Source organism: Haloarcula sp. CGMCC 1.2071 (assembly GCF_037078445.1).
Lineage (GTDB): Archaea > Halobacteriota > Halobacteria > Halobacteriales > Haloarculaceae > Haloarcula > Haloarcula amylolytica.
Map to the genome: position 1 here is coordinate 356,342 of NZ_JAYMGY010000001.1, position 20,399 is coordinate 376,740.

General features: G+C 64.2%; 19 protein-coding genes. 6 read left to right on the forward strand and 13 right to left on the reverse strand.

Going from position 1 to position 20,399, the window contains the following annotated elements:
• Positions 1–3 precede the first annotated feature (3 nt).
• Positions 4–984: an amino acid ABC transporter permease gene (locus VI234_RS01780; RefSeq protein ID WP_336329089.1), complete on the forward strand. Its 981-nt coding sequence runs from the start codon at positions 4–6 to the stop codon at positions 982–984.
• Here VI234_RS01780 and VI234_RS01785 read toward each other — a convergent pair whose 3' ends face one another.
• Positions 985–2,511, reverse strand: coding sequence for a replication factor C large subunit (locus VI234_RS01785; protein ID WP_336329090.1), 1,527 nt, complete (start codon positions 2,509–2,511; stop codon positions 985–987).
• 99 nt (positions 2,512–2,610) lie between these two features.
• Here VI234_RS01785 and VI234_RS01790 point away from each other — a divergent pair, with 99 nt between their 5' ends.
• Complete coding sequence (locus VI234_RS01790) at positions 2,611–3,159, forward strand: type IV pilin N-terminal domain-containing protein (RefSeq protein ID WP_336329091.1); 549 nt, start codon at positions 2,611–2,613, stop codon at positions 3,157–3,159.
• Positions 3,160–3,211: 52 nt separating this feature from the next.
• A complete protein-coding gene (locus VI234_RS01795) occupies positions 3,212–3,919 on the forward strand; it encodes a helix-turn-helix domain-containing protein (protein ID WP_008312606.1) in 708 nt (235 codons plus the stop codon).
• Positions 3,920–4,534: 615 nt separating this feature from the next.
• Here VI234_RS01795 and hmgB read toward each other — a convergent pair.
• Together hmgB and VI234_RS01805 are read right to left on the reverse strand one after the other, a co-directional pair.
• Positions 4,535–5,872 (reverse strand): hydroxymethylglutaryl-CoA synthase, encoded by a 1,338-nt coding sequence (gene hmgB / locus VI234_RS01800; protein ID WP_008312608.1) that lies wholly within the window; start codon positions 5,870–5,872, stop codon positions 4,535–4,537.
• 98 nt (positions 5,873–5,970) lie between these two features.
• The gene (locus VI234_RS01805) at positions 5,971–6,657 is read right to left on the reverse strand and encodes a hypothetical protein (protein WP_008312610.1); all 687 of its coding nucleotides are present in this window, start codon (positions 6,655–6,657) and stop codon (positions 5,971–5,973) included.
• 181 nt (positions 6,658–6,838) lie between these two features.
• On the opposite strand from VI234_RS01805, the gene VI234_RS01810 reads away from it, so the two are divergent.
• A complete protein-coding gene (locus VI234_RS01810; protein ID WP_336329092.1) occupies positions 6,839–7,588 on the forward strand; it encodes a CAP domain-containing protein in 750 nt (249 codons plus the stop codon).
• A 19-nt stretch (positions 7,589–7,607) separates the two neighbouring features.
• Here VI234_RS01810 and VI234_RS01815 read toward each other — a convergent pair whose 3' ends face one another.
• Positions 7,608–9,611 carry a PKD domain-containing protein gene (locus tag VI234_RS01815; RefSeq protein WP_336329093.1) on the reverse strand — a complete coding sequence of 668 codons (2,004 nt, stop codon included), beginning with the start codon at positions 9,609–9,611 and terminating at the stop codon, positions 7,608–7,610.
• 46 nt (positions 9,612–9,657) lie between these two features.
• A complete protein-coding gene (locus tag VI234_RS01820) occupies positions 9,658–10,239 on the reverse strand; it encodes a DUF2150 family protein (RefSeq protein WP_008312616.1) in 582 nt (193 codons plus the stop codon).
• A gap of 213 nt (positions 10,240–10,452) precedes the next feature.
• On the opposite strand from VI234_RS01820, the gene VI234_RS01825 reads away from it, so the two are divergent.
• Positions 10,453–10,761 (forward strand): hypothetical protein, encoded by a 309-nt coding sequence (locus VI234_RS01825; protein ID WP_008312618.1) that lies wholly within the window; start codon positions 10,453–10,455, stop codon positions 10,759–10,761.
• A 1-nt stretch (position 10,762) separates the two neighbouring features.
• Here VI234_RS01825 and VI234_RS01830 read toward each other — a convergent pair whose 3' ends face one another.
• Together VI234_RS01830 and pdxS are read right to left on the reverse strand one after the other, a co-directional pair.
• Positions 10,763–11,986, reverse strand: a complete 1,224-nt coding sequence (locus tag VI234_RS01830; protein ID WP_008312620.1) for a mechanosensitive ion channel family protein — start codon at positions 11,984–11,986, stop codon at positions 10,763–10,765.
• An 89-nt stretch (positions 11,987–12,075) separates the two neighbouring features.
• On the reverse strand, positions 12,076–12,984 hold the full coding sequence (gene pdxS, locus VI234_RS01835; RefSeq protein ID WP_050036890.1) for a pyridoxal 5'-phosphate synthase lyase subunit PdxS: 909 nt from the start codon (positions 12,982–12,984) through the stop codon (positions 12,076–12,078).
• 166 nt (positions 12,985–13,150) lie between these two features.
• Here pdxS and VI234_RS01840 point away from each other — a divergent pair, with 166 nt between their 5' ends.
• A complete protein-coding gene (locus tag VI234_RS01840; RefSeq protein WP_336329094.1) occupies positions 13,151–13,921 on the forward strand; it encodes a DUF1405 domain-containing protein in 771 nt (256 codons plus the stop codon).
• 36 nt (positions 13,922–13,957) lie between these two features.
• On the opposite strand, the gene VI234_RS01845 is transcribed toward VI234_RS01840, so the two are convergent.
• The 6 genes from VI234_RS01845 to VI234_RS01870 form a co-directional block, all read right to left on the reverse strand.
• Positions 13,958–14,134: a hypothetical protein gene (locus VI234_RS01845; protein ID WP_008312626.1), complete on the reverse strand. Its 177-nt coding sequence runs from the start codon at positions 14,132–14,134 to the stop codon at positions 13,958–13,960.
• A 96-nt stretch (positions 14,135–14,230) separates the two neighbouring features.
• Positions 14,231–16,909: a valine--tRNA ligase gene (locus VI234_RS01850; protein WP_336329095.1), complete on the reverse strand. Its 2,679-nt coding sequence runs from the start codon at positions 16,907–16,909 to the stop codon at positions 14,231–14,233.
• A 229-nt stretch (positions 16,910–17,138) separates the two neighbouring features.
• On the reverse strand, positions 17,139–18,056 hold the full coding sequence (locus VI234_RS01855; protein ID WP_151103650.1) for an HFX_2341 family transcriptional regulator: 918 nt from the start codon (positions 18,054–18,056) through the stop codon (positions 17,139–17,141).
• 72 nt (positions 18,057–18,128) lie between these two features.
• The gene (locus tag VI234_RS01860; RefSeq protein ID WP_336329096.1) at positions 18,129–18,554 is read right to left on the reverse strand and encodes a YgaP family membrane protein; all 426 of its coding nucleotides are present in this window, start codon (positions 18,552–18,554) and stop codon (positions 18,129–18,131) included.
• 102 nt (positions 18,555–18,656) lie between these two features.
• On the reverse strand, positions 18,657–20,183 hold the full coding sequence (locus VI234_RS01865; protein ID WP_336329097.1) for a sodium:solute symporter family protein: 1,527 nt from the start codon (positions 20,181–20,183) through the stop codon (positions 18,657–18,659).
• Position 20,184: 1 nt separating this feature from the next.
• Entirely contained in the window at positions 20,185–20,394 is a 210-nt protein-coding gene (locus VI234_RS01870) for a DUF3311 domain-containing protein (protein WP_008312634.1), read from the reverse strand.
• Positions 20,395–20,399 lie beyond the last annotated feature (5 nt).

The window sequence follows — 20,399 nt, forward strand, 5'->3', positions numbered from 1 at the left end:
CCGATGGGGACGCCGGAGTCCACGACGACCGGCCGAACGATCCGCGCCCGTGCCGCCGGACTGACCGACCAGCCGCTGACGCTGCTGACTGTCGGGGCTTTCTGGACGTGGCTCGTCGTGCGCTGGACGAACGACTTCCTGCTGGACGGCGCGCTCATCGAGCGCAACACGTCGTTTTTCCCGACTGCACCGTTCGAGTCGGCCGCGTCGACGCTCGGCGGTCTCGCGGCGAGTCTCGGTCCGGTCGGGTTCCCCGTCGGCTGGGTCGCCGGCTTCTTCGAGTTCCTGGCGGCGTCGATTCCCTACCTGCCCCAACTGGCGACTGGCGTGTGGGCGACGATACTGCTGACGCTGCTGGGTATCGCCCTCGGGTTCGTCATCGCCGTCCCGCTCAGCGTCGCCCGGGTGTACGGTGGGGGCGCCACCCGCTCGGTCGCGCTGGGGTACACCGAACTGTTCCGCGGGACGCCGTTGCTCGCTCAGCTGTTCGTCCTCTACTTCGCGACGCCGCTGACGACGATCATCCGTGAACTGCCTACCGTTGGGACCGGATTCATCCCCGCCCAGGCGTTCTGGGTGGCCGTCATCGCGTTCACCCTCAACAGCGCGGCCTACCAGTCTGAGTACATCCGCTCGGCGCTGAACTCCGTCCCGGAGGGTCAGCTCACCGCCGCTCGTTCGATCGGCCTCTCGAAGGTCGATGGAATCCGGCACGTCGTCCTGCCCCAGGGCCTTCGCTACGCGATTCCGGGCTGGTCGAACGAGCTGGTGTACCTCATCAAGTACTCCTCGCTGGCGAGTTTCATCACCGTCCGCGAACTGTTCCAGCGAACCGACTCTATCGCGAGCGAGACCTACCGGTACACGGAGCTGTTCGTCCTCGCCGGCCTGCTGTACCTGGCGCTGGTCATCTCGGCGTCGCTCCTGATGGAGTACGTCGAAGGGCGGGTCGCGATTCCCGGCCTCGGTACGACCGGCCGGTGACTACATAAAGTCGGAGAGGCCGGACTGCTGGTCGTCGTCTTCGGCCGCCTCGCTCGCGGATTCGGTATCGTCGCTGTCAGCCGCATCGCTTGCTCCGGTGTCATCGGACCCTCCTTCGTCGTCGGCCGCAAGCGTTACTTGCTGGTCGCCGTTCTCCTCGTCGGCGTCGGCGGTTTCGTCGCCATCCGCCTCACCCGCTCCGTCACCGCCGTCCGCACTCGCCCCCTCGAAAACCCCGCCGGAGTGTTCGACGGCGGCTTCCTCCTTGAGCGCCTCGGCGTCGGCGACGATGTCTTGCACCTTGTTCGTGTCCTTGCCCGATCCGGTGACGAAGGAGACGTGCTCGGCCTCCATATCGTAGGTCGCCGCCATCGCCACCGTTAGCTCGCGGTTCCGACAGTGGTGGGTCATCGTCGAGAGGAACGGCATGACCTCCCGACGGGCGGTCCGCATCGAGACGCCGTCGATAGCGGCTATCTGCTGGGCGACGTAGTCTCGCGTGTTTCGGGTCCCTTTCGACCGGCCCAGTTTCGACCAGTAGCTCGGCGGGCCGTAGCGGGTCCAGCCGCCCTTCGTTCCGTCCCGGGCCGCGGCGACGCCGGCGGTCATGTTGTCGCCCGCGTAGCGCCAGAAGGAGTAGTTCTGTGTCTCGCGGACGCGGCCGAGCCACTGGTCGGCGTTCGAGAGGAACTCGTAGGCCCGGGTCAGTTCGGCCCCCTCGTAGTCCTTGGGCATGTTGTCCTCGATCCAGTTGATGAGGTCGTCGGGCGTCTCGTCCACGTCGTAACTGGCCTCCAGAGCCTCCTGCGCGCTGGCTTCCTTGAGTACCACGTCGAGGTACTCGAAGATGCCCTCGGTCGTGTCGCGCTCGCCGGTCACCACGTCGTCGGCGGTCAGGCGCTCCGTCGTCTCGGCGATGGCCTGGAGGTCCTTGACCGCGCCCCGTAGGTCGCCGCTGTTCTGCTCGGCGAGTTCCTGCAGCGCCTCACTCTCGTACTCGACGCCCTCTTGGCGACAGAGGTCACGGAGGACGGGGACGATAGAGCGGGGCGAGACGTCCCGGAACTCGATGTCCTGGCAGTTGTTCCGCAGGCCGTTCGACATCTCGTAGTACTCGTTGGCGATGAGGATCATCGGCTGGCTGGCCTCCTTCACCAGCGCGGTGATGGCCCGCGCGCCGCCGCGGTCGGCGTTGCCGTGGATGTTGTCCGCCTCGTCCATGATGACGAGTCGCCGGCCGCCACCGCCGGCGGTCAGCGTGCCGGATTTGGCGGCTTCGCCGGCCACCCGATTGATAACGTCCTTGGTTCGGGAGTCGCTGGCGTTGAGTTCGATGGTCGGCCACCCCATGTCGTTTGCCAGCGCGTGGGCGGCCGAGGTCTTCCCGATGCCCGGGGACCCGTGGATGATGACCGCCTCGCGGTGGTCGTCCCACGTGTCCGCCCACTTCTTGAGTGCGTCGCGGGCCTTATCGTTGCCCCGCACCTCCGACAGTGTCGTCGGGCGGTACTTCTCCGTCCAATCCATTGGGTCGTGATTGGCGCGACCGGCGTTTAGGGATTGCGGAGCGGTGTCGGTCCACTGCTGAGGTTTTTGTCGGAAGGCAGCACATAGAGCGTGACACCAGTGGCAGTACAGACCTTCTATCGTGGCTGTCGCGGTGTCAGTCCCGTCATCGGCGTCGTTCTCGTGCTCTCGGTCACCGTCCTCTTAGCCGCGACAGTCGGTGGGTTCGCACTCACTGCGACTGCCGACCTGGACCAGCGGACGCCCACCGTCGCCCGCTCGACCGGAAACTTCGTGACTGGCCCGTCGGGGGGATGCGGCGGGAACACAGTAGCGATTCGACACGCCGGCGGCGATCCGGTCCCGGCCGATGAACTGGCAATCGCTGTCGAACTCTCTGACACCGACGCCCGCATCGTCGACCTGCCAGTTTCCGGAACGGCGCTGTCAGCGAGCAACACCGACGACCCCGACAACATCGTCTACGACTACTGTGTCGGCGGTGTCATCGCCAATGGCGGCAAGCGGTGGTCAGCGGGCCGGGCAATCACCTTTCAGTTGAACGCCGGCGGCGGCACTGTCGACCCGGGCGACAGCATCGACGTGCGCGTCGTTCACGCTCCCACGAACGGCGTCCTCGCTGCGGTCGAACTGACCGCCCGCCGGTAATCGCCCGTGGTTCCGATACCCTTTTATTCGCGACCCTCCAGCGTGTGAACTAATGGCAGGGGGCGCACGCGACGACCTCGCGGAGAAAATGGCGGGTGAGGTGGCACTGAGCGACGACCCAGGGGCGACCCTGCGGAAGTGGCGCACTGACTTCGACGTTGCACAGACCGAACTCGCCGACGAACTCGACGTCTCTCCGTCCGTGGTCTCGGACTACGAGAGCGGGCGGCGTGACAACCCCGGTATCGGCGTGGTCAGGCGACTCGTCGTCGCACTGCTCGATATCGACGAGAATCGCGGCGGCGACCACATCCGCCAGCACGCCCGCGTGCTCTCGGCCGGGTTCGACAGCGACGTGGTACACGACCTCCGCGAGTACTCCGCCAACGTCGGCGTCGAGCGCGTCTACGACGCTATCGACGCCGAAGAACTGTTCCGGGGCAGTCAGGACACCGTCGCGGGCCACACCGTCATCAACTCCATCGCCGCCATCACGCGCCTCTCCTCGGACGAGTTTTACCAGCTATACGGGCAGTCGACGAACCGCGCCCTCGTGTTCACGAACGTGACCCGCGGCGAATCCCCGCTGGTCGCGCTCCGTGTCGTCTCACCGACGCCGAACGCGGTTATCCTCCATGGGCTTGACGACGAGGCGGTCTGGGAGCACGCACAGGACCTCGCCCGCATCGACGACTTCTCCCTTGCGATCACCGATATCGATCTGGAGGACCTGCTTGGCGGGCTGCGGAGTCTTCCCTGAGCGCGCCGGTTCCGGCCGTGCTGTTTCGCGCCCGTCGACGTACTCTCTGGAAAACGACTGTTGTCGTGACTGCGATCTCTTTGTTCACCGGACAGCGTGACACAACTGCTCCGTCGGACTGCAGAGTTTCTAGGGAGAACTACTTTGATACCGAGGTGTCATGTCCACGCATGGTGCAATTGGGCTATCTTATCCTCTGGGCGTTCGCCGGCTTTGGACTTCTTGTTGCTGCCTCATTCGTCGGGACGATGCTTGCGCTTCAATACTACAACAGTGGGGGAACCCTCTCTGTATCTCTCGATGACAGTATTAGCCGCCTCAACAACGATAAGCCGTAGTCGGGTAGTGTATACTGTCCAGTGTAGTACAAATAGAATTCCACGTATCCACGACAATAGATGGGATACCCCTCGCTATTCTCCACGGCTCCCTGCGGTCGCCGTTCCGATTCGAGAGCCACTCCCTTCGGTCGTGCCCCTCGCTGCTCACGGGTCACTCCGTTCCCCGTTCGCATTTCGAGGTTCTCGCTCGCGCTGCTCGCTCCGAACCTCGCCTACTCTCGCGGCTACGCCGCTCGTCGTGTACGAGAGCCACTCCCTCCGGTCGTGCCTCTCGCTACTCCACGTACCGATATTTCCGCTCACCCATCCGGCCCCAGCCGTCGAAGGCGAACTCGTCTTCGGGCGCGGTGAACTCCTCGACATCGGTCTCGGTCTCGTGGTTGTGGACGTCGTGGACCTGTTCGTACTCGGCGAAGGAGAGGTCGTAGCGGTTCCGTATCTGCTCGTCGATGTTGAGCGCGCCGATCTCCTCCTCCCACCCGGGGACGATGGTCTCAGCGTGGACTTCCGCCTGTGCGCCGGACCCGTAGGAGGCAACTAACAAACGGGCCTCGTCCAGATCCAGTCCGCTCTCGCGGGCGTGTTTCAGGCCGGCGGCGCGGGCGATGTGGACGGAGCCAGTGTACCAGTTCCCGACCTCGCGGGAGATCGCAAGCGTCGGCTCGATGGTGTTAGCGTACCAGTCTTGATAGCGCTCGGTTTCGGTGAGTGCGTCGGTGTACTCCTTGATAGCGGCGTGGAACTCGTCGTCGGTCTCGAAGTCCGCGCGCATGGGCTGGTGACCGATTTCCTCGGCCATCAGGTCACCCACGTCGGTGCCGCGGATGATGTGCCGGTAGCCGAGTGCCGCGGCCTTCCGGACCATCCCCGGGAACGGCGTGTGGAACGGAATCATCTCGTAGTCGCCCGGGTGGATGTCGCCGGCCACCTCCGCGAAGTCCTCCAGCGCCTCGCGCATACGGGCGAGGTAGACGTTCACCGAGCGCTTGCCGTCGACGGACGGGAACTGCTGATTGGGCTTGAGGAAGTCAGTTTCGTCGGCGCTGCCGTAGCCCTGTTCGGTCGAGAGTTCGACCAGATTCGGGTCTTCGTCGACGAGCATCGCCACCGCGCCGGCCCCCTGCGTGGCCTCGCCGGGGTCGTCGCGGGCGTACAGGGCGGTGTCAGTTGCGATGACGAGCGCCGCCCGACCGCGGTTGCGGCCGGCGCGGATCCAGTTGTAGGCGTCGTCGAGGCTCTGTGTCCCGGAGATACAGGCGAACTTCCGCTCGCCCTTGTTGGCGTGGTGGAAGTTCTCGTCGTACACCTGTTCGAGACAGCCCGCGATGTACGTCGAGACGGGCTTCGAGTTGTCGAAGGCGCTCTCGGTCGCCACATCGATGCGGCCGATGTCCTCGGGCGTCAGCCCCTTGCGCTCCATCAGGCGATGGGCCGCGTTCGCCCCCATCGTGACGATATCCTCGTACACGTCCGGGAACGACGACGCGCGCAGGCCGAGCCCCTTCGTGTACTTCCCCGGGTCGTCTCCTTGAGCCGGCGCGAACGTCTCTGCGAGGTCGAGTTTGAGCTTCCCGGTCCAGATCTCCATGGCGTCGATACCGACTGCAGTCATGAGTATAGCGTCAGCGTGGATGTATATGGGCTTGTCGACTGTCTTTTCGACGGTTGACTAGTATTGCGCCGATGGGCCGCGAACTCTCTGTGGGACAGTTACTCGCTGGTCGCCGGTTCCGTACTAAAAGAGAAATCGACCATGCATTCGCCTTCGAGAACGTCGTACGGCTCATCCGGTGACGGAACGGCACGCGACCAGTCGGTGTTGTTGACTACGAGCCGATACGTCCCCGGCGAGATGGTAATCCGCTTGTCGCGGATGTTCGTCTCGTGGAACCGCGACACCTCACCGGCGTATCGGGCCCGGTAGCGGCTCTGGAACGCTCGATACTCCTCTTCGGTGAACAGGAGGACATCTACGGCCGGCCCCCGTCGAACAATGAGATCGTAGGTGAGCGTTGTCTGGCCAGTCGCGTCAACTGTGAAATCCTCGTACTCGTTTTCCTCCAGTCGGAACGTCGTATCGACCGACCGGTGGTCCGGCTCGGGTGTCGGCGTCGGTGTCTCGGTCTCGACCTGGAGACGTGCCGACGTCTCCGTAGAGTTGTTCGCTTGCGCCGCATCAGCGCGCTGTGCTGTCGGGGTGTCCGCTGAAGCCGCAGCACCCTCTGCCGCTGGCGTCGAGGCAGCCCCGGCGTGGTCAGTTGTAGCAGCACGCTGTGACGCTGTCGGTTCCGGGACTGGTGTCGTCTCGGACTCCTGTGTCGGTCGATTCCCGAGACAGCCGGCGGAGAGCGCGGCGAGCACCGAGGCCCCGAAGCCGCGCCGCGACAGGTCACCCATACCTCAGCACACGCAGCCACAGTAAAGATGTTTACGGGCGGGTTTTCGTCGCTGGTAATCGGAACGCCGATTCTGTCCAAACATATTTGTGGAGAGAGAGCCGAATCTACGCCGTTCGAACCAGTCCCGGGAGAACTGTATCCCACCTATCATCTCTCGGAACAGGACAGGAACGTTTCACATGAACAGATCGGTCATCACATTCGGATTAATTGTTCTGGCGGCACTCAGTGTCTCGGGACTCGCAGGAGTAGCAGTCGAAGGGACGCTTGGTGCAGACGCGACCGAGTCAGCGCCGGCGGAATCCACGGATGCGTCGCCGGCAGCGACGCCCAGTGCAGAAAGTGCGTCACCGGTGACGCCGAGTACCGAGGCGACTGCGGCCGGAGTGACGCAGTCCGCAGAACCGACCGCGACCACGGACGCGGCACAGACCACGCCAGCTGATTCGGGGACGGCTATCGATACGGCCCGTCTCGAAGACCGGCTTGTGGCGGCGATCAACGACCGACGCGGCAACCCGGTTGCCAACGACGCCTTCGACGGCTCGCTCTCGGATGAGACCAAAACCGGACAGAAGCTGTCAGCCATGGCCGGTAACCACAGCGAACGAATGGCCGCGCAGGGGTCGGCCTCGCCGATCGCGAACGGGTCAGACACGACGGACCGGTACGCGGCCGCCGGACTGTCCGAGCAGTGTCACCTCCGCCACGAAGGAAACGCGTACATCCGCCCGGTGACCGACCTCGAACTGGTCACGAGCATCGACCCGAACGGGGCGAACGCGACCCGGACGGCGAACGCCGTCGCCGACCACTGGTTCGACCTCTCTGGCCCCCGTGACACGTTGTACGTGGCGAACGCGAACCACATCGGTGTCGGTGCGGCGACCGCCGACGGCGTCGTCTACATTACCGTGAATCTCTGCTGAGGGCCGGTGAGAAAGGCCGTTACGGGACCTCTTTGCGGACAGTGTCGGCATTCCCTTCCGAGTCAACGACGCGGAGTGCGACCACTGTGCCGGAGTCCACTCTTTTCTTTTCTACTGTCTGGCCGGTCGTCTCGAAGATACCGTCTTCGTCGAAATCCCATTCGTAGGTCACGATGTCGCCTTGCGGATCGCTGGACGGGCTGGCGTCGAAGTCCCACTTGCCGTTCGATTCCGACCCGTCAGAGGTTATCGTGAAGTCGGCGTTCGGTTGCTCGTTCGTGTTCGCGCCACCGGGAGTGACCGTGAACATCTTCGAGTCGGTCCCGCCACTCGACCGCTCGTAGGTCACGGTTATCGTGACGCTTTCGCCGCTCATGTCTACCTCGGAAGAGCCAAAGAAAGTCTCTTCGCGGAACTCGAACAGGTGGAACGTCGCAATTGATGTATCAGACAGAACCGGGTTCGGACCGCTCAGACTGCCATCATCGTCGACGTCAACGGTTCGTGGGACGTCTGTCCCACCACCGAAATCAGTGTACCCGTCAGTGTTTGCCTCGATGTACAGCTCGTTTTCTTGCGGTGCCGGCTCACGGTCGTTGCTAAAGCTGTCGCTGAGGCGAATTATATCGTTGTTGACTGGGTCGATTGCCACTGTCGTTATTGTGATGGTCTCGCCTAATTCATTGGTGACCGTAAACTGGACGCCTCCATCAACGTCCCCGTTGCTGTCGAGGGCAACAGCGTCCTCGTTGTAGATGAGCCCGTTGTTGCCGGACCCGCCCCCGGATCCTGGATTCGCTTCCGTCACCGTCACCGGCACTGAGACGTCTTCAGGAGACCCGCCGTCGAACGAACCATTGATCTCGTCGAGGCTGAACTGGACGGTGGCTGTTCCAGTTGCCGTCGACTGGCTTGTTTCGTAGACGAACCTGACGCGACCGTCACTGTCGGATGACTCTGTGTCCGTGGTAAGCGACCCCGCGTTACTCCCATCGACTGAGCCGTTCACTTCGACATCGCTTACGGGGTTGTTGTACGCGTCCCGAACCTCCAGCACAATCTCTTCGTCGTCGCCCTTTGCGACAGTAACGTTCTCACTGCCGACAGTGGTGAGGTACGCGTCACTTTCAGAGGCAACACGAGTGCCGACGCCCGCTTTCGCCATCTTCAGGCGATATGTGGCTCCCCGCTCGAAGACGACTGTGACGTTGTAGAGCGAGCCTGGCCCCTCGGCTTCGATGACGTTTGCGATGTACCGGTCGTTGCTTTTGTTACCCGGATTCGGGTCGATTTCGTCTTCGAGAAGCACTCTCCACTCCTCCGCCGGGAGCCGGGAGAGAAACGAGACCGACACGTTCGACGTCTCTGTCGCGTTCGTGACGCGAACCGTTCGGGACGACTGCGATGTCGGCCGCACGTCGACCGTAACCGAATCGCTCGCCGAGCGGCTCATCGACCCGTTGAGTGCGACGAGCGTGATGTCGCGCCCATCGACCATCGCCTGTTCCGAGAGCGTGATGTTCCCCTCGCGGAACTGGTTGTAGACGACCGAGTGCTCGTACACGGTCTCCGGGGCCTCCCCGTAGACGTTGTACTCCGGCTTGTAGGCGATGGCCCCCGTGTTGTAGTGCCGCGGTGCGGTTCCGTCCCAGTAATCTGCCGTCTCGGGGTTAATCGCCTCGGCGTTACGAACCGTGAGGTTCTGCGACTCGTTGGTCGTTCCGTCCGTGTATAGCAACCCCGACGGCGGCCCGGGATTCGTCGCCACCAGCCGACTCGGGTATCGGGTTCCCAACTGGACTGAGACGGCTTGCTGGCTCGGCTGTCCCGGAACGGAGACGATGGCGTTTCGCAGGTCCTGTAGCTGTGTCTGGACCTGCTGATTGTGGTTGAACTCCACCTCCCGGTTTTGCTCCGGTACGGCAAACGCCTGGTACGAGGAGAAGGCGATGATCAGCACGCCGAACAGCAGTACAGCCCCGACCTGTACTGACTGCGCGCGCTCATCGCCCGTGAAAGTCATGCCGATGAGTTGCGGAGACGGCGGTAAAAACCTGACTGCCGAATTATCAACTCTCGTCTTCTTCGACGACTTCCGGGTCGCTCATCGCGGTCTGGAGACTGTCGAGTCCGTTGACCCACTCGGAGACGAGCCCGTATTCGAGGTCCTCGGCGACCTCCATCGGGAGCTCCGACCCGCCGATGATCTGCGTGCCGGCCTGTACACAGTACCCGAGCGCCGCATCGAGGTCCTCCTCCGCTTCCGCATCCGCGGCGGCCTCGATGTAGTCGGTGATGGTCGCGTCGTCCGCGGCCCCTTCAGCAACGAACTCCTCGGCCGCGTAGAACACGCACAAAAGCGAGGTCTGGACGCCGTCGATCAGCATCACGGTCTCCTCGTCGTCGATGTCGATGTCGTCGAGAACGATCTCTCGGACGCCGGTAAGCTCATCGATGGTCGCCTCTTCGTCGAGCGGCCCGTCCTCGTAATCGGTGAGGATCTTCGCGACCGCGATCGCGGCGTCGTCCTGGAGGTTCAACAGGAGCCGTGCTGAATCCTCGTCTTCAGGGTCGACTTCTTCTTCCTCGATACGGTCTAGCCAGTTCTGCCAGCGTTCTTCGGTGTAATACTCCCCCGGCGGAGTGCTCATATCACTCCGTTCGTCCCGTTGGGGATAGTAGTTTCGACCGGCGGCCGCTCCGCCGCGGCGTGTCTACCACCCAGGGCGAACGGCAAGTACTGGTTTTAGCGCCTGAGACGACTGTTCTGTGTGATTACCGGATCGGCTGCGCACTCCGAATATGTGTCACGGTCTCCGTCGAGGAGCGCACTTTTATATCATTCGAACATGTTATGAAATAGCATGGCACAGGGACAGCCGGCCGCGACCTACAGCGGACCCCTCGACCCGGCTGCAGTCGCCGCGCGAGCCGAACGTGTCGGTCTGGTGCTGATCGCCGTGGCGCTACCGGTCGCCGTCGGCACATTCGCCGGTATGGTTCTGACCTCTGGGTCGCTCTCGGCTGCGAGCGATGCCGCGACTGCCGCGATGAGCGGGCCGCTGACAACAGAGCAGGGGCTGTCCTGGCTGTTCTACGTCAGCACGCTCGGGACCGCACTGGGATGCTGGGTTCTCGGACTGGGGCTCCTTCTCGACGGTCTCGACCTGTAGGTCAGCCGTCGCCGTCCGGACGCATCTCCACGCCGCCTTCCAGCGACTCCTCGTCCGCCGCGTCCACGCGGTTCGAGAGGGTCCGCTGGGGGAACGGGATCGTGATGTCCTCGTCGTCGAAGGTGGCTTTCACACCTCGGACGACCGCCGAGATGGCGCGCCACTTTCGCGGTGGCGTCGGATGATCGATCCAGAACCGGAGTTCCATCACCACAGCGGAGTCCCCGAAATCTTTCGGGACAACATCCGGCGTCGGCGAATCGACGACGTGTTCGATGTCGGCCATCGCCTCGCGAGCGAGGTCCATCGCCCGGTCAACGTCGGTGTCGTAGTCCACACCGATGTCGACCGTGAGCCGCAACAGCCCCTTGCGGCTACGATTCGTCACTGCGCGGTCGCTCACGCGGTCGTTCGGAATGATGACGAACTCGCCGTCGAAGTTCTCTAGCCGCGTGTTGAAGATGGTGATATCGGTCACGATCCCTTCCTGGTCACCGACGAGCACCCAGTCGCCGATGGTGAACGGGCGAGAGAACATCAGGACGAAGCCGGCGATGAGCGACCCGAGCGTCTGTCTGGCGGCCAGACCGACCACGATACCGAGGAAGCCGGCCCCGACGAGCAGGCCGCTGAGGTCGATGCCCCAGACGGCGAAGATCGTCGCACCGATGGTGACGAACACAGTGACCTGCCCCAGTCGGAGCAGGATCTCTTCCTGGTGTTCGGTGAAGCCGGTAACGGCCTGGCTGAACCGGCCGATCCACCGCTGCATCTGATCGGACAGGACAAAGGCCAGCATGACGAGGACGACCGTCTGTATCGTCGCCAGTACTGACTGATCGCTCCCGTCGAGGTACGGACCCACTGTCTGGACTACATCGAGGACTCCCCAGACGATGAGAAACGAGACGACGACGAGGACGACCATCGAGAACTGAGCGATCCGGAGAAACACGCCCCGGATGGTCGTCGGCGTATAGTCGGCCATGACCTGCAGCCAGTCGCCGGTTCGGTCCGACGTGACAGACCGAAGCCGGGAGAGGGCTGCGGGAACGACGACGACGCTGAAAAGCAGGACGACCAGGAGGATGAGCGTCGCGACGAGTCGCCCCTGCGTCGCGACCAACTGGTCCAGCGATCGCTGTAACACGGTAAAGAGTTCCAAAAGGCCTTCACCGGTGTCGTTGGCCGCTGGCGTCGGCGTGGCCGTCCCCTGCACAGCCACCTATCGCCGCCGTAGGAACTTGTGTCTTCGTCTTTGTGCGGCCGTCTGTAAGCTGTCTGACACCGGAGGGAAACCGACTGGTCGCGCCGTTAGACGCCGCGGCCCTGCAACTGCTCTTCCTCGTCTAGGTCCGCGTTCGCCTGTCCCTTCATCCCCTTGCCGGGGTTCTTCGCGATCTCCTTGAGCTGTTCGGGGTCGTCGTAGTTGTTGACCGCCGCGACGATGGACTCGCCCATCGCCTGTGGGTTCTCCGCGCCGAAGATGCCCGAGCCGACGAAGATGCCGTCACAGCCGTGTTGCATCATCAGTGCGGCGTCGGCAGGCGTCGCGATACCGCCGGCCGCGAAGTTGACGACCGGAAGTCGGCCGCGGTCCGCCGTCTCGTGGACGAGTCGCCGGGGCGCGCCGTGTTCGCGGGCCCACTCGTCGCGCTCCTCGTGGGCCATCCCCTCAAGCATCCCGATGGAGCGCTGGATGTTGCGCTGGTGAGTCACGGCCTGGTTCACGTCGCCAGTCCCTGCCTCACCCTTCGTGCGGATCATCGCTGCACCCTCGTCGATACGGCGCAGCGCCTCGGCGAGGTTCCGCGCCCCGCAGACGAACGGCGCGGTGAACTCCCGCTTGTCGATGTGGTAGCGGTCGTCGGCCTGTGTCAGCACTTCCGACTCGTCGACCATGTCCGCGCCAGCCGCTTCCAGAATCTGGGCCTCGGCGGTGTGGCCGATACGGGCCTTGCCCATCACCGGAATCGACACTTCCTCGATGATCTCTTCGAGCTTGCCGGGGTCCGCCATCCGGGCGACACCGCCCCGCTTGCGGATGTCGGCCGGCACCGACTCCAGGTGCATCACGGCGACTGCGCCAGCGTCTTCGGCGATTCGGGCTTGCTCGCGGTTGACGACGTCCATGATGACGCCGCCCTTCTGCATCTTCGCGAAGCCGCGCTTGACGAGGTCAGTCCCGCGACGGAGGTCCTCGAGGTCGGTCTCTTCAGTCATTACCCAGACTTAGGACTGGATTTACTTAACGCGTGTCCTTTCGAGGGACAGAACGGCGTTTGACCCACGCGCAGAGGCCCCGATATCGCGCCAGCGACCACAATATTCTCCAGGGGACGGGGCTGAGACCACTACCGTTTTCATCGCGTCTCCCCACTGCATCGACATGGCTACGGACGAGGGTGTCGGCGGGCGCATCGACGCGGCTGTCGCGCGGGTGTTCAGCCGCCGGCTCCCCGATGCCGAAGGGCTCCCGCGGTACGTCGCGCCGCTACCGGCGTGGTTAGAGAACGTCGGGCTTCGGCTCGCCTGCCCAATCGCCCTCGTCAATCTGGTCGGGACGCTCTTCGGCTTCTGGTACTACGCCGGCCGCCCGCTGAACACAGCGCCGCCGCTCGTGGAGGGGCAACTGGGCGCGGCTCCGCTGGCCGCCTACCCCTTGATTCCGGACTCGCCCGTCGCGACGATGTTCATCGGGCTCTCGCTGGTGGCCTGGCGGCTCGACTGGAACGCGGAGTGGCTCCACATGCTCGGCTTCTTCGGCTGTATCAAGCTCGGTCTGTGGACGCCGTACGTCCAGCTCGTCCTCAACGGCCCCGGCGGGATTCCGCTGTGGCTCTACTGGTTCCTGATTCTGAGCCACCTGGCGATGGCGCTGGAGGCGTTTCTCATCCACCGCTACGCGAGCTTTTCCGTCGTGTCCGTCGCCGTTGCGGTGTTCTGGTACGGCTTCAACGACGTGGTAGACTACTTCGTCCCGATTCTCGATGGGCCACACCACACCTGGCTACGGGCCGAGCCGCTGGTCGCAGCCGGCGGGTTCGACCATACGGTGCTCGCCCACGACCTCGCGGCGGGCTGGGCGGTTGTGTTGACGCTCATGGCGACGTTTCTCGCACTGGCGACGCGCGTAGAGAAAGTAAAACGGCAGGCATGACCGCCGGTGTCTCGCGCTCGCGGTTCCTTCGGCGTCTCAGGTCGTGAACCCGTCCTCGGCCTCGCGCTCGTCGAGGACCCACTCCAGTTCCTCGATAGCGCGCAGGATGGCGACCTCGGCCTCGTCTTCTAGCTCGGTCGACGGCGGGTCGTGCCTGTCGTACTCGTCCTGCAGCGCCTCGATGCGGTCCCGGATCGTCTCCTCTGTTCGCATGGTTCCAATGACCGGACCCGCAGGTCTTGATGCTACTGGTCGCGGCGATGGGTGCGGACCAGCGGCCATTCCGAATACGAAAAAAACGCGTCGAGCTTACCGAACGACGACGACGGCGCTCTCGGTTTCGGTCATCTCGCCCTCGCCGGAGTAGGTCCGGGACTCCTCGACGGTGAACATCTCGTCGGCGAGTTCGTAGTCGCCGCCAGCAACGACCAGCGTGTCGCCGTCAATCTCGTAGTCGCCGCTCTCGATAGCGTCGTCAATCGAGCCGACTTCGCTGCCGAACTCGGGGCCGACGATGGAGTAGTCGAGGTCGATACCGCTGACCTCGGTCGTGATGTCCGGGGCCTCGTCGTAGGTCTCCAGTTGGGCGACGTGCATCGCCTCGGCGACGGCGTCCTCGAAGCCGGCGATGTGGCCGAACACCTCGACGTGGTCGAGGTCGGCGTTCAGCGGTAGGCCGTTCTCGGTCTTGTACCGCCGGAGCGCGGAGACGACTTCCATCGCCGTCTCGCCCGCTTCGAGGTCGGCGTCGTAGCCGCCTGCGGTCGGCCAGTCCGTCGTGTGAATCGAGTCTTCTTCCGAATAGCACCGCTCCCACAGCTCCTCTGTGATGTGCGGGAGGAACGGTGCGAACAGTTGCAGGAAGGTCCGGTGGGCCTGCAGTAGCGTGAACTCGGTCGAGGTGTCCTCACCATCAGACAACCGCTGCTTGGCGATTTCGAGGTAGTCGTCACAGAACGTGTTCCAGAAAAAGGAGCGGAGCTCGTTCCGGGCCTTCGAGAACTCGTAGTCCTCGAACTTCGTCGTGACCGACTTGACGGTTGCGTCCAGTTCGGCCAGCAACCACTCGTCGACCGCCGCCAGCTCGTCGGGCTCGTCGGGCTGACTCGCGGGCGTGAGCTGGTCGACCAGCCGCGAGGCGTTCCAGAGCTTCTGGAGGAGGCGCTCGCCGGCCTCTAGGTCGCCTTCCTTGTACGGGAAGTCGTCGCCGATGGAAGTGCCAGCGGCCCAGTAGCGCGTGGCGTCGACCGGGAACTCCTCTAGGACTTCGCTCGGCGGGATGACGTTGCCCTTGGACTTGGACATCGCCTCGCGGTTCTCGTCTAACACCATCCCGTTTATCATCACGTTCTCGAAGGGCACCTCGCCGGTGTGCTCGTAGCACTTGACGACGGTGTGGAACAGCCAGAACGAGATGATGTCGTGGCCCTGCGGGCGCAGGTCGAATGGGTACAGCTCGGGGTTGTCCCAGGTGAACTCCTCGCTGTCGGCGTCCCAGTCCCAGCCAGCGTTCACGAGCGGGGTCAGCGACGACGTCGCCCATGTGTCGAACACGTCCTCCTCGGGCGTCAGCGAGTCGTGGCCGCAGTGGGGACAGGCCTCGACCGGCGGGTCGTCAGACAGCGGGTCGACCGGGAGCTGGTCGCGCTCGGCCATCACGGGCTCGCCGCAGTCGTCGCAGTACCACACCGGAATCGGGATACCCGAATCGCGCTGTCGGGAGATACACCAGTCCCATTCGAGCCCTTCGATCCAGTGCTCGTAGCGGGTCGCCATCTTCTCGGGGAACCACTCCATCTGGCGGCCGGCCTCGATGTACTCCTCTTTCTTGTCGAGCAGTTCGATGTACCACTGCTCGGTGACGAGGTACTCGACTTCCTCTTCACAGCGCTCGTGGACCTGCACGGTGTGGTCGTGGTCGCGGCTCTCGAGCAGCGAGCCCTCTTCGCCGAGGTCCTCGATGATGGCCTCGCGGGCCTCGGTGGTGTGCATCCCCTCGTACTCACCGGCGAGGTCGGTCATCGTCGCGGACTCGTCGATGGCCAGCCGCAGCGGCAGGTCGTGGGCCTGGTACCACTCGATATCGTTCTGGTCGCCGAACGTACAGCACATCACGATGCCGCTGCCGGTCTCCATGTCGACGCGCTCGTCGGCGATGATGGGCACCTCCTGCTCGAAGATGGGGACCCGCGCACTGCCGCCGACAAGGTGCTGATTGTCGTCGTCATCGGGGTGGACGAAGACGGCGACACACGCCGGCAGCAGTTCCGGTCGTGTCGTCGAGATGGTGAAGGTTGCGCCCTCGTCGGCTGGTCCCTCGCCGGTCTCGACCAGATCGAAGGCGATGTCGTTGAACTTCGTGTGTTTGTCCTTGTCCTCCTGTTCGACCTGCGAAATGGCGGTCTCACAGTCCGGACACCAGATAGTCGGCGCGCGCTGGCGGTACTCCCGTCCCTGCTCGTAGAGGTCGAGGAAGGAAAGCTGGGAGACGCGCTGGACGTCCGGCGCGATGGTCTTGTAGGTGTTGTCCCAGTCGATAGAGATCGCGAGCGACTGGACGTCCTCGGTGAACTCGTCCTCGTACTCGGTACAGATGTCGCGGCATTTTTCCTGGAATTCCCGCCGGGCGAAGTCCTGGTGCCGGATGCCGAGTTCGCGCTCGGTCAGGCGCTCCGAGGCGATGCCGTTGTCGTCGTAGCCAAAGGGGAAATACACCGTGTCGTCGCGCATCCGGTGGAAGCGGGCGACGAAATCCTGTAGCGTGAACTGGTAGAGGTGGCCCATGTGAAGGTTCCCCGACACCGTCGGCGGCGGCGTGTCGATGGTAAAGCGGGTATCGGCGTCCTCGTCGTAGGCGTAGGTCTTGTCGGCGACCCAGCGGTCCTGCCACTCGGGTTCTACCTCGCGGGGGTCGTACTCCCCGTCAAGGGCGTCCTTTGATTTGTCTGCGGTCGATTCGTCCTGCGGTGGGTCCTGTGTGTCACTCATGTTCGAACTCGGGTGTAGCACCCGGATAGTATCGGACTGCGGCGTGGTTGTCAGCGGTGCGTGCGTCGATGGATGGGGGTGGTGTGGGGCGTGGGGACCCCTACACCGACGGGCGCGAGAACCAGCGTTCGGGAGAGTCGACGCACCATCTATCTAGTAGTCAGCCAACGGCAGGATTAACGACTTCGGTTTTCGCCGGCAGCCTGACGGGCTCACAGCAGCCACTCACTCACGGCAAGTCAGGCTCGCGGTGCTCGCGGTCCTCGGCGGAGTGGGCGCGAACCCAGAGCTGTCCGATGCGGGAGAGCGTCGTCCGGTAGGATTTCCCGTGGTCCTCCTGCTCGATGTACCCCTTCCCGCCGGGGCCGAGCCGGTCGACATTGTAGATGACCTTCGAGCGGAAGGAGTCGGTGTACTCCTCGCCCATGTCCCGGGCCAGTTGCTGGGCCAGTTCGGAGACGGACTCGAACTCGCCATGTTCGCCGAGCGTGAAGAGGATGACCTCCTCGAAGGGCTTGACGTTCGAGAAGGAGGCGACCGGCAGTTCGACGATGTGGGAGCCGTCGATTTCCTTCGCGCCGATGGTCGTCCCGCGCTCGTCGAACTCCGCTAGCAGGTCCCGTGCGGTTTCGAGCCGCTCGTCGACGCGCTCGTCGACTTCTTCGCCTGTGCGCATATCTTCCAGCATGTCGATTTGCTTGCGCAGTTCCTCCGCAAGCTCGGTCTCCAGATACTTCTCGGGGACCGTGTAGTAGGTGTGGATGCGGTCCCGGTCGCCCTCGCGTTCGACCATGATCGAGTGGGCCGCGGTCGCAAAGGCAAAGGAGACGGTCCGAGGCATCGCGGAGACGTTGACCCACACCTCGCTGCCCGCGTCGAGTTCGGCGTTGATGAGTTCGAAGGCCTGCTCGAAGGCCTCGTCGTAGTCGTACACGTCGGCGACGACGAACCGCTCGGTTTCGGCCCCGAGCAGGTTCTGGTAGTCCTTTTCGAGCTTCTCGGCGAGGTTTCGCGAGTACTCGACGTTGGCCTCGCTGCCGACCGCGCCCTCGAGCAGGATGACGCGGTCAACGTCGAGTTGCTCGCGCACGAGCGGCGCGATGAGCCGGTCGTAGTCGAACCCGACCGGGACGATGTGGGTCTGCATACGTGAAAGACTGGGACGGTGATTATAAAAAGAACCAGACTCGGGCTGCCGAGCGCGTATCGGGGCGGCGCGTTACTCGCAGCTTTCGTGCACGATAGCGCCGTCATCGTTCGGTCCGCGGCGCTCCCCGGGAACGATGGGGTCCTCGCAGACGGCGCAGGTCAGCTTACCACTGGCGTGGCCGTTCGAGGCCTCGGTATCGCCGGAGGAGGTGAAGTCCACGCTCACGTCCGTCGACTCGTCGGCTGCCGGCTCGTCGTCCGCATCCGGGGCAAACACGTCGTCGTCATCGGCCGTCGTGTCGATGTCGAGCGTATCGTTGAAGCCACAGTAGCCCGTCGAGGCGTTGAATCCCAGGCCGAGCGCGCCGATCCCGGCGAGCAGGCCGCGCTTGCGCTTCCCGCTGCGAAGCCAGCGCAGGGAGACGATTGTCAGCACGACTGCCAGCACCGCTCGGATCAGGCGGTCGCGACCGCCGACGTTTTGATCGGAGTCCATACCGACACATTGGTCTGGACGCTTTTGTAGGTTTACATGTCTGCCGACGGCCGCCGTCCAGTGGTTGCCGTGCCGGAGGGCGGCACGCAGACCGACCGCGTCTCAGTCGCTTTCGATACCGGTGACGGCGTAGGCGGTACGGTTCTCGGTCGCGGCGGGGGCAGTCACCAGCGAGACGGCGACTGTCAACACGAGACCGACTAGGATGCCGACGATGCCGGGCGTCCAGCCCAGGTACGCTGTCGGCAGGGCGACGTCGAGGCCGGCCAGTCCCCCAATCGTCGCAAGCACCGGGAAGACGTGCAGGCCGTAGAACACCTGACTACCCACCACGCCAGCGTACATCCCGGTGCGCGTGGTTCCCTGCCAGTACAGCGCCAGCGCGACTGGGACAGTTAGCTGGGCGAAGCCGCTGAAGGCGGTGTCGCCGATCTGGACCAGCGTCCCCGGCGTGTAGAGACTCGCAACGAAGGACAGTGTGGCGAAGGCGACGACGCCGATGCGGGCGACGAGCGCTTCGCGGCGGTCGGTCGCCTCGTCGCTGGCATCGTCGCGGCCGGTCAGCGGCCGGTAGAGGTCACGGGTGAGGTACGACGACCCCGAAAGCAACATCGAGTCGCTGGAGGACATCATCGCGGCCATCGCGCCGGCGATGACCAGCGCGGTGAACCACGTCGGCGTGTACTCGCCCAGCAGCGCCGGGATGACGTTGCCGCCCTCCGGCACCGTGACGCCGAGTCCCGCCGCCCACGCCCCCAGCATGAACGCCGGAACGAACAGAAGCAGGACCAGCACTGGCCAGAGCGCGAACGTGCGCTTGAGCACCTTCTTCGAGCCGGCGGCGAAGAAGCGCTGGTTGATCTGCGGGAACATCGTCACGCCGAAGGCGATGCTGACCGCGGTCGAGATGATGTACTGCGGCGTGTAGAGGCCGCCGCCAAGGCCGACGAAGGCCGGCTCTTCAGAGGCCAGCAGGGCCGTCGCCTCGCCCGCGCCGCCGACGGCCGACAGGACCCAGGCGACGGCGACCCAGATCAGCGAGAGCATGAACAGCCCTTGGAGCGTGTCCGTCCAGGCGACGCCGCGCATGCCCGAGAGCGCAACGTAGAGGATCATGAACAGCGTGATGCCGCCGGCTCCGACCCAGAACGGGACCGCGCCGTTCGTGAGGCCGACGATGGCCTGGCCGGCCCCCTTCTGCTGGAGCATCACGTACGGGAACAGCCAGACCAGGCTCACGGTGGCGACAAGGACCCGCAGCGCCGTTGACCCGAACCGGTCGCCCAGCATCTCGCCGAGCGTCACGTAGCCGTGGCGCTTGCCGACCAGCCACTGCTTGTACCCCAGCACGTACCAGAGAACAGCAAAAATAACGCCGTCCATCAGCCCCATCACGAGAATCCACTCGGGGCCGGCGCTGAACGCGAGGTTCGGGCCGCCGAAGAACGTAAACGCCGACAGCAGCGTCGCGAACGTCGTGAACAGCAGAACGACCGTGCCGAGCGTCCGGCTCGCGAGGTAGTAGTCCTCGGCGGTGCGCTCGGTGAGTCGATAAGCGACGGCCCCCACTGCGAGCGCGACCACCATGTACGCGCCGACGATACCCAACTGGAGCGCGGTATCGGCCACGTCAGTTCACCTCCTCGACGCCGAGGCCCCAGTCGGTGCGCGCGAAGACGGCGAAGACGACGCTCGCGAGCGCCATCCACCCGATGTGCCACCACAGCCACACCGGCAGCCCTGCGGCAATCGCGCTGGTGTCCCAGAGGAACCACGGCACTGCCAGCGCCATCAGCACGAACGCGACGACTGTCCACCCAGCGACCCTGACCGAACTCATATTAC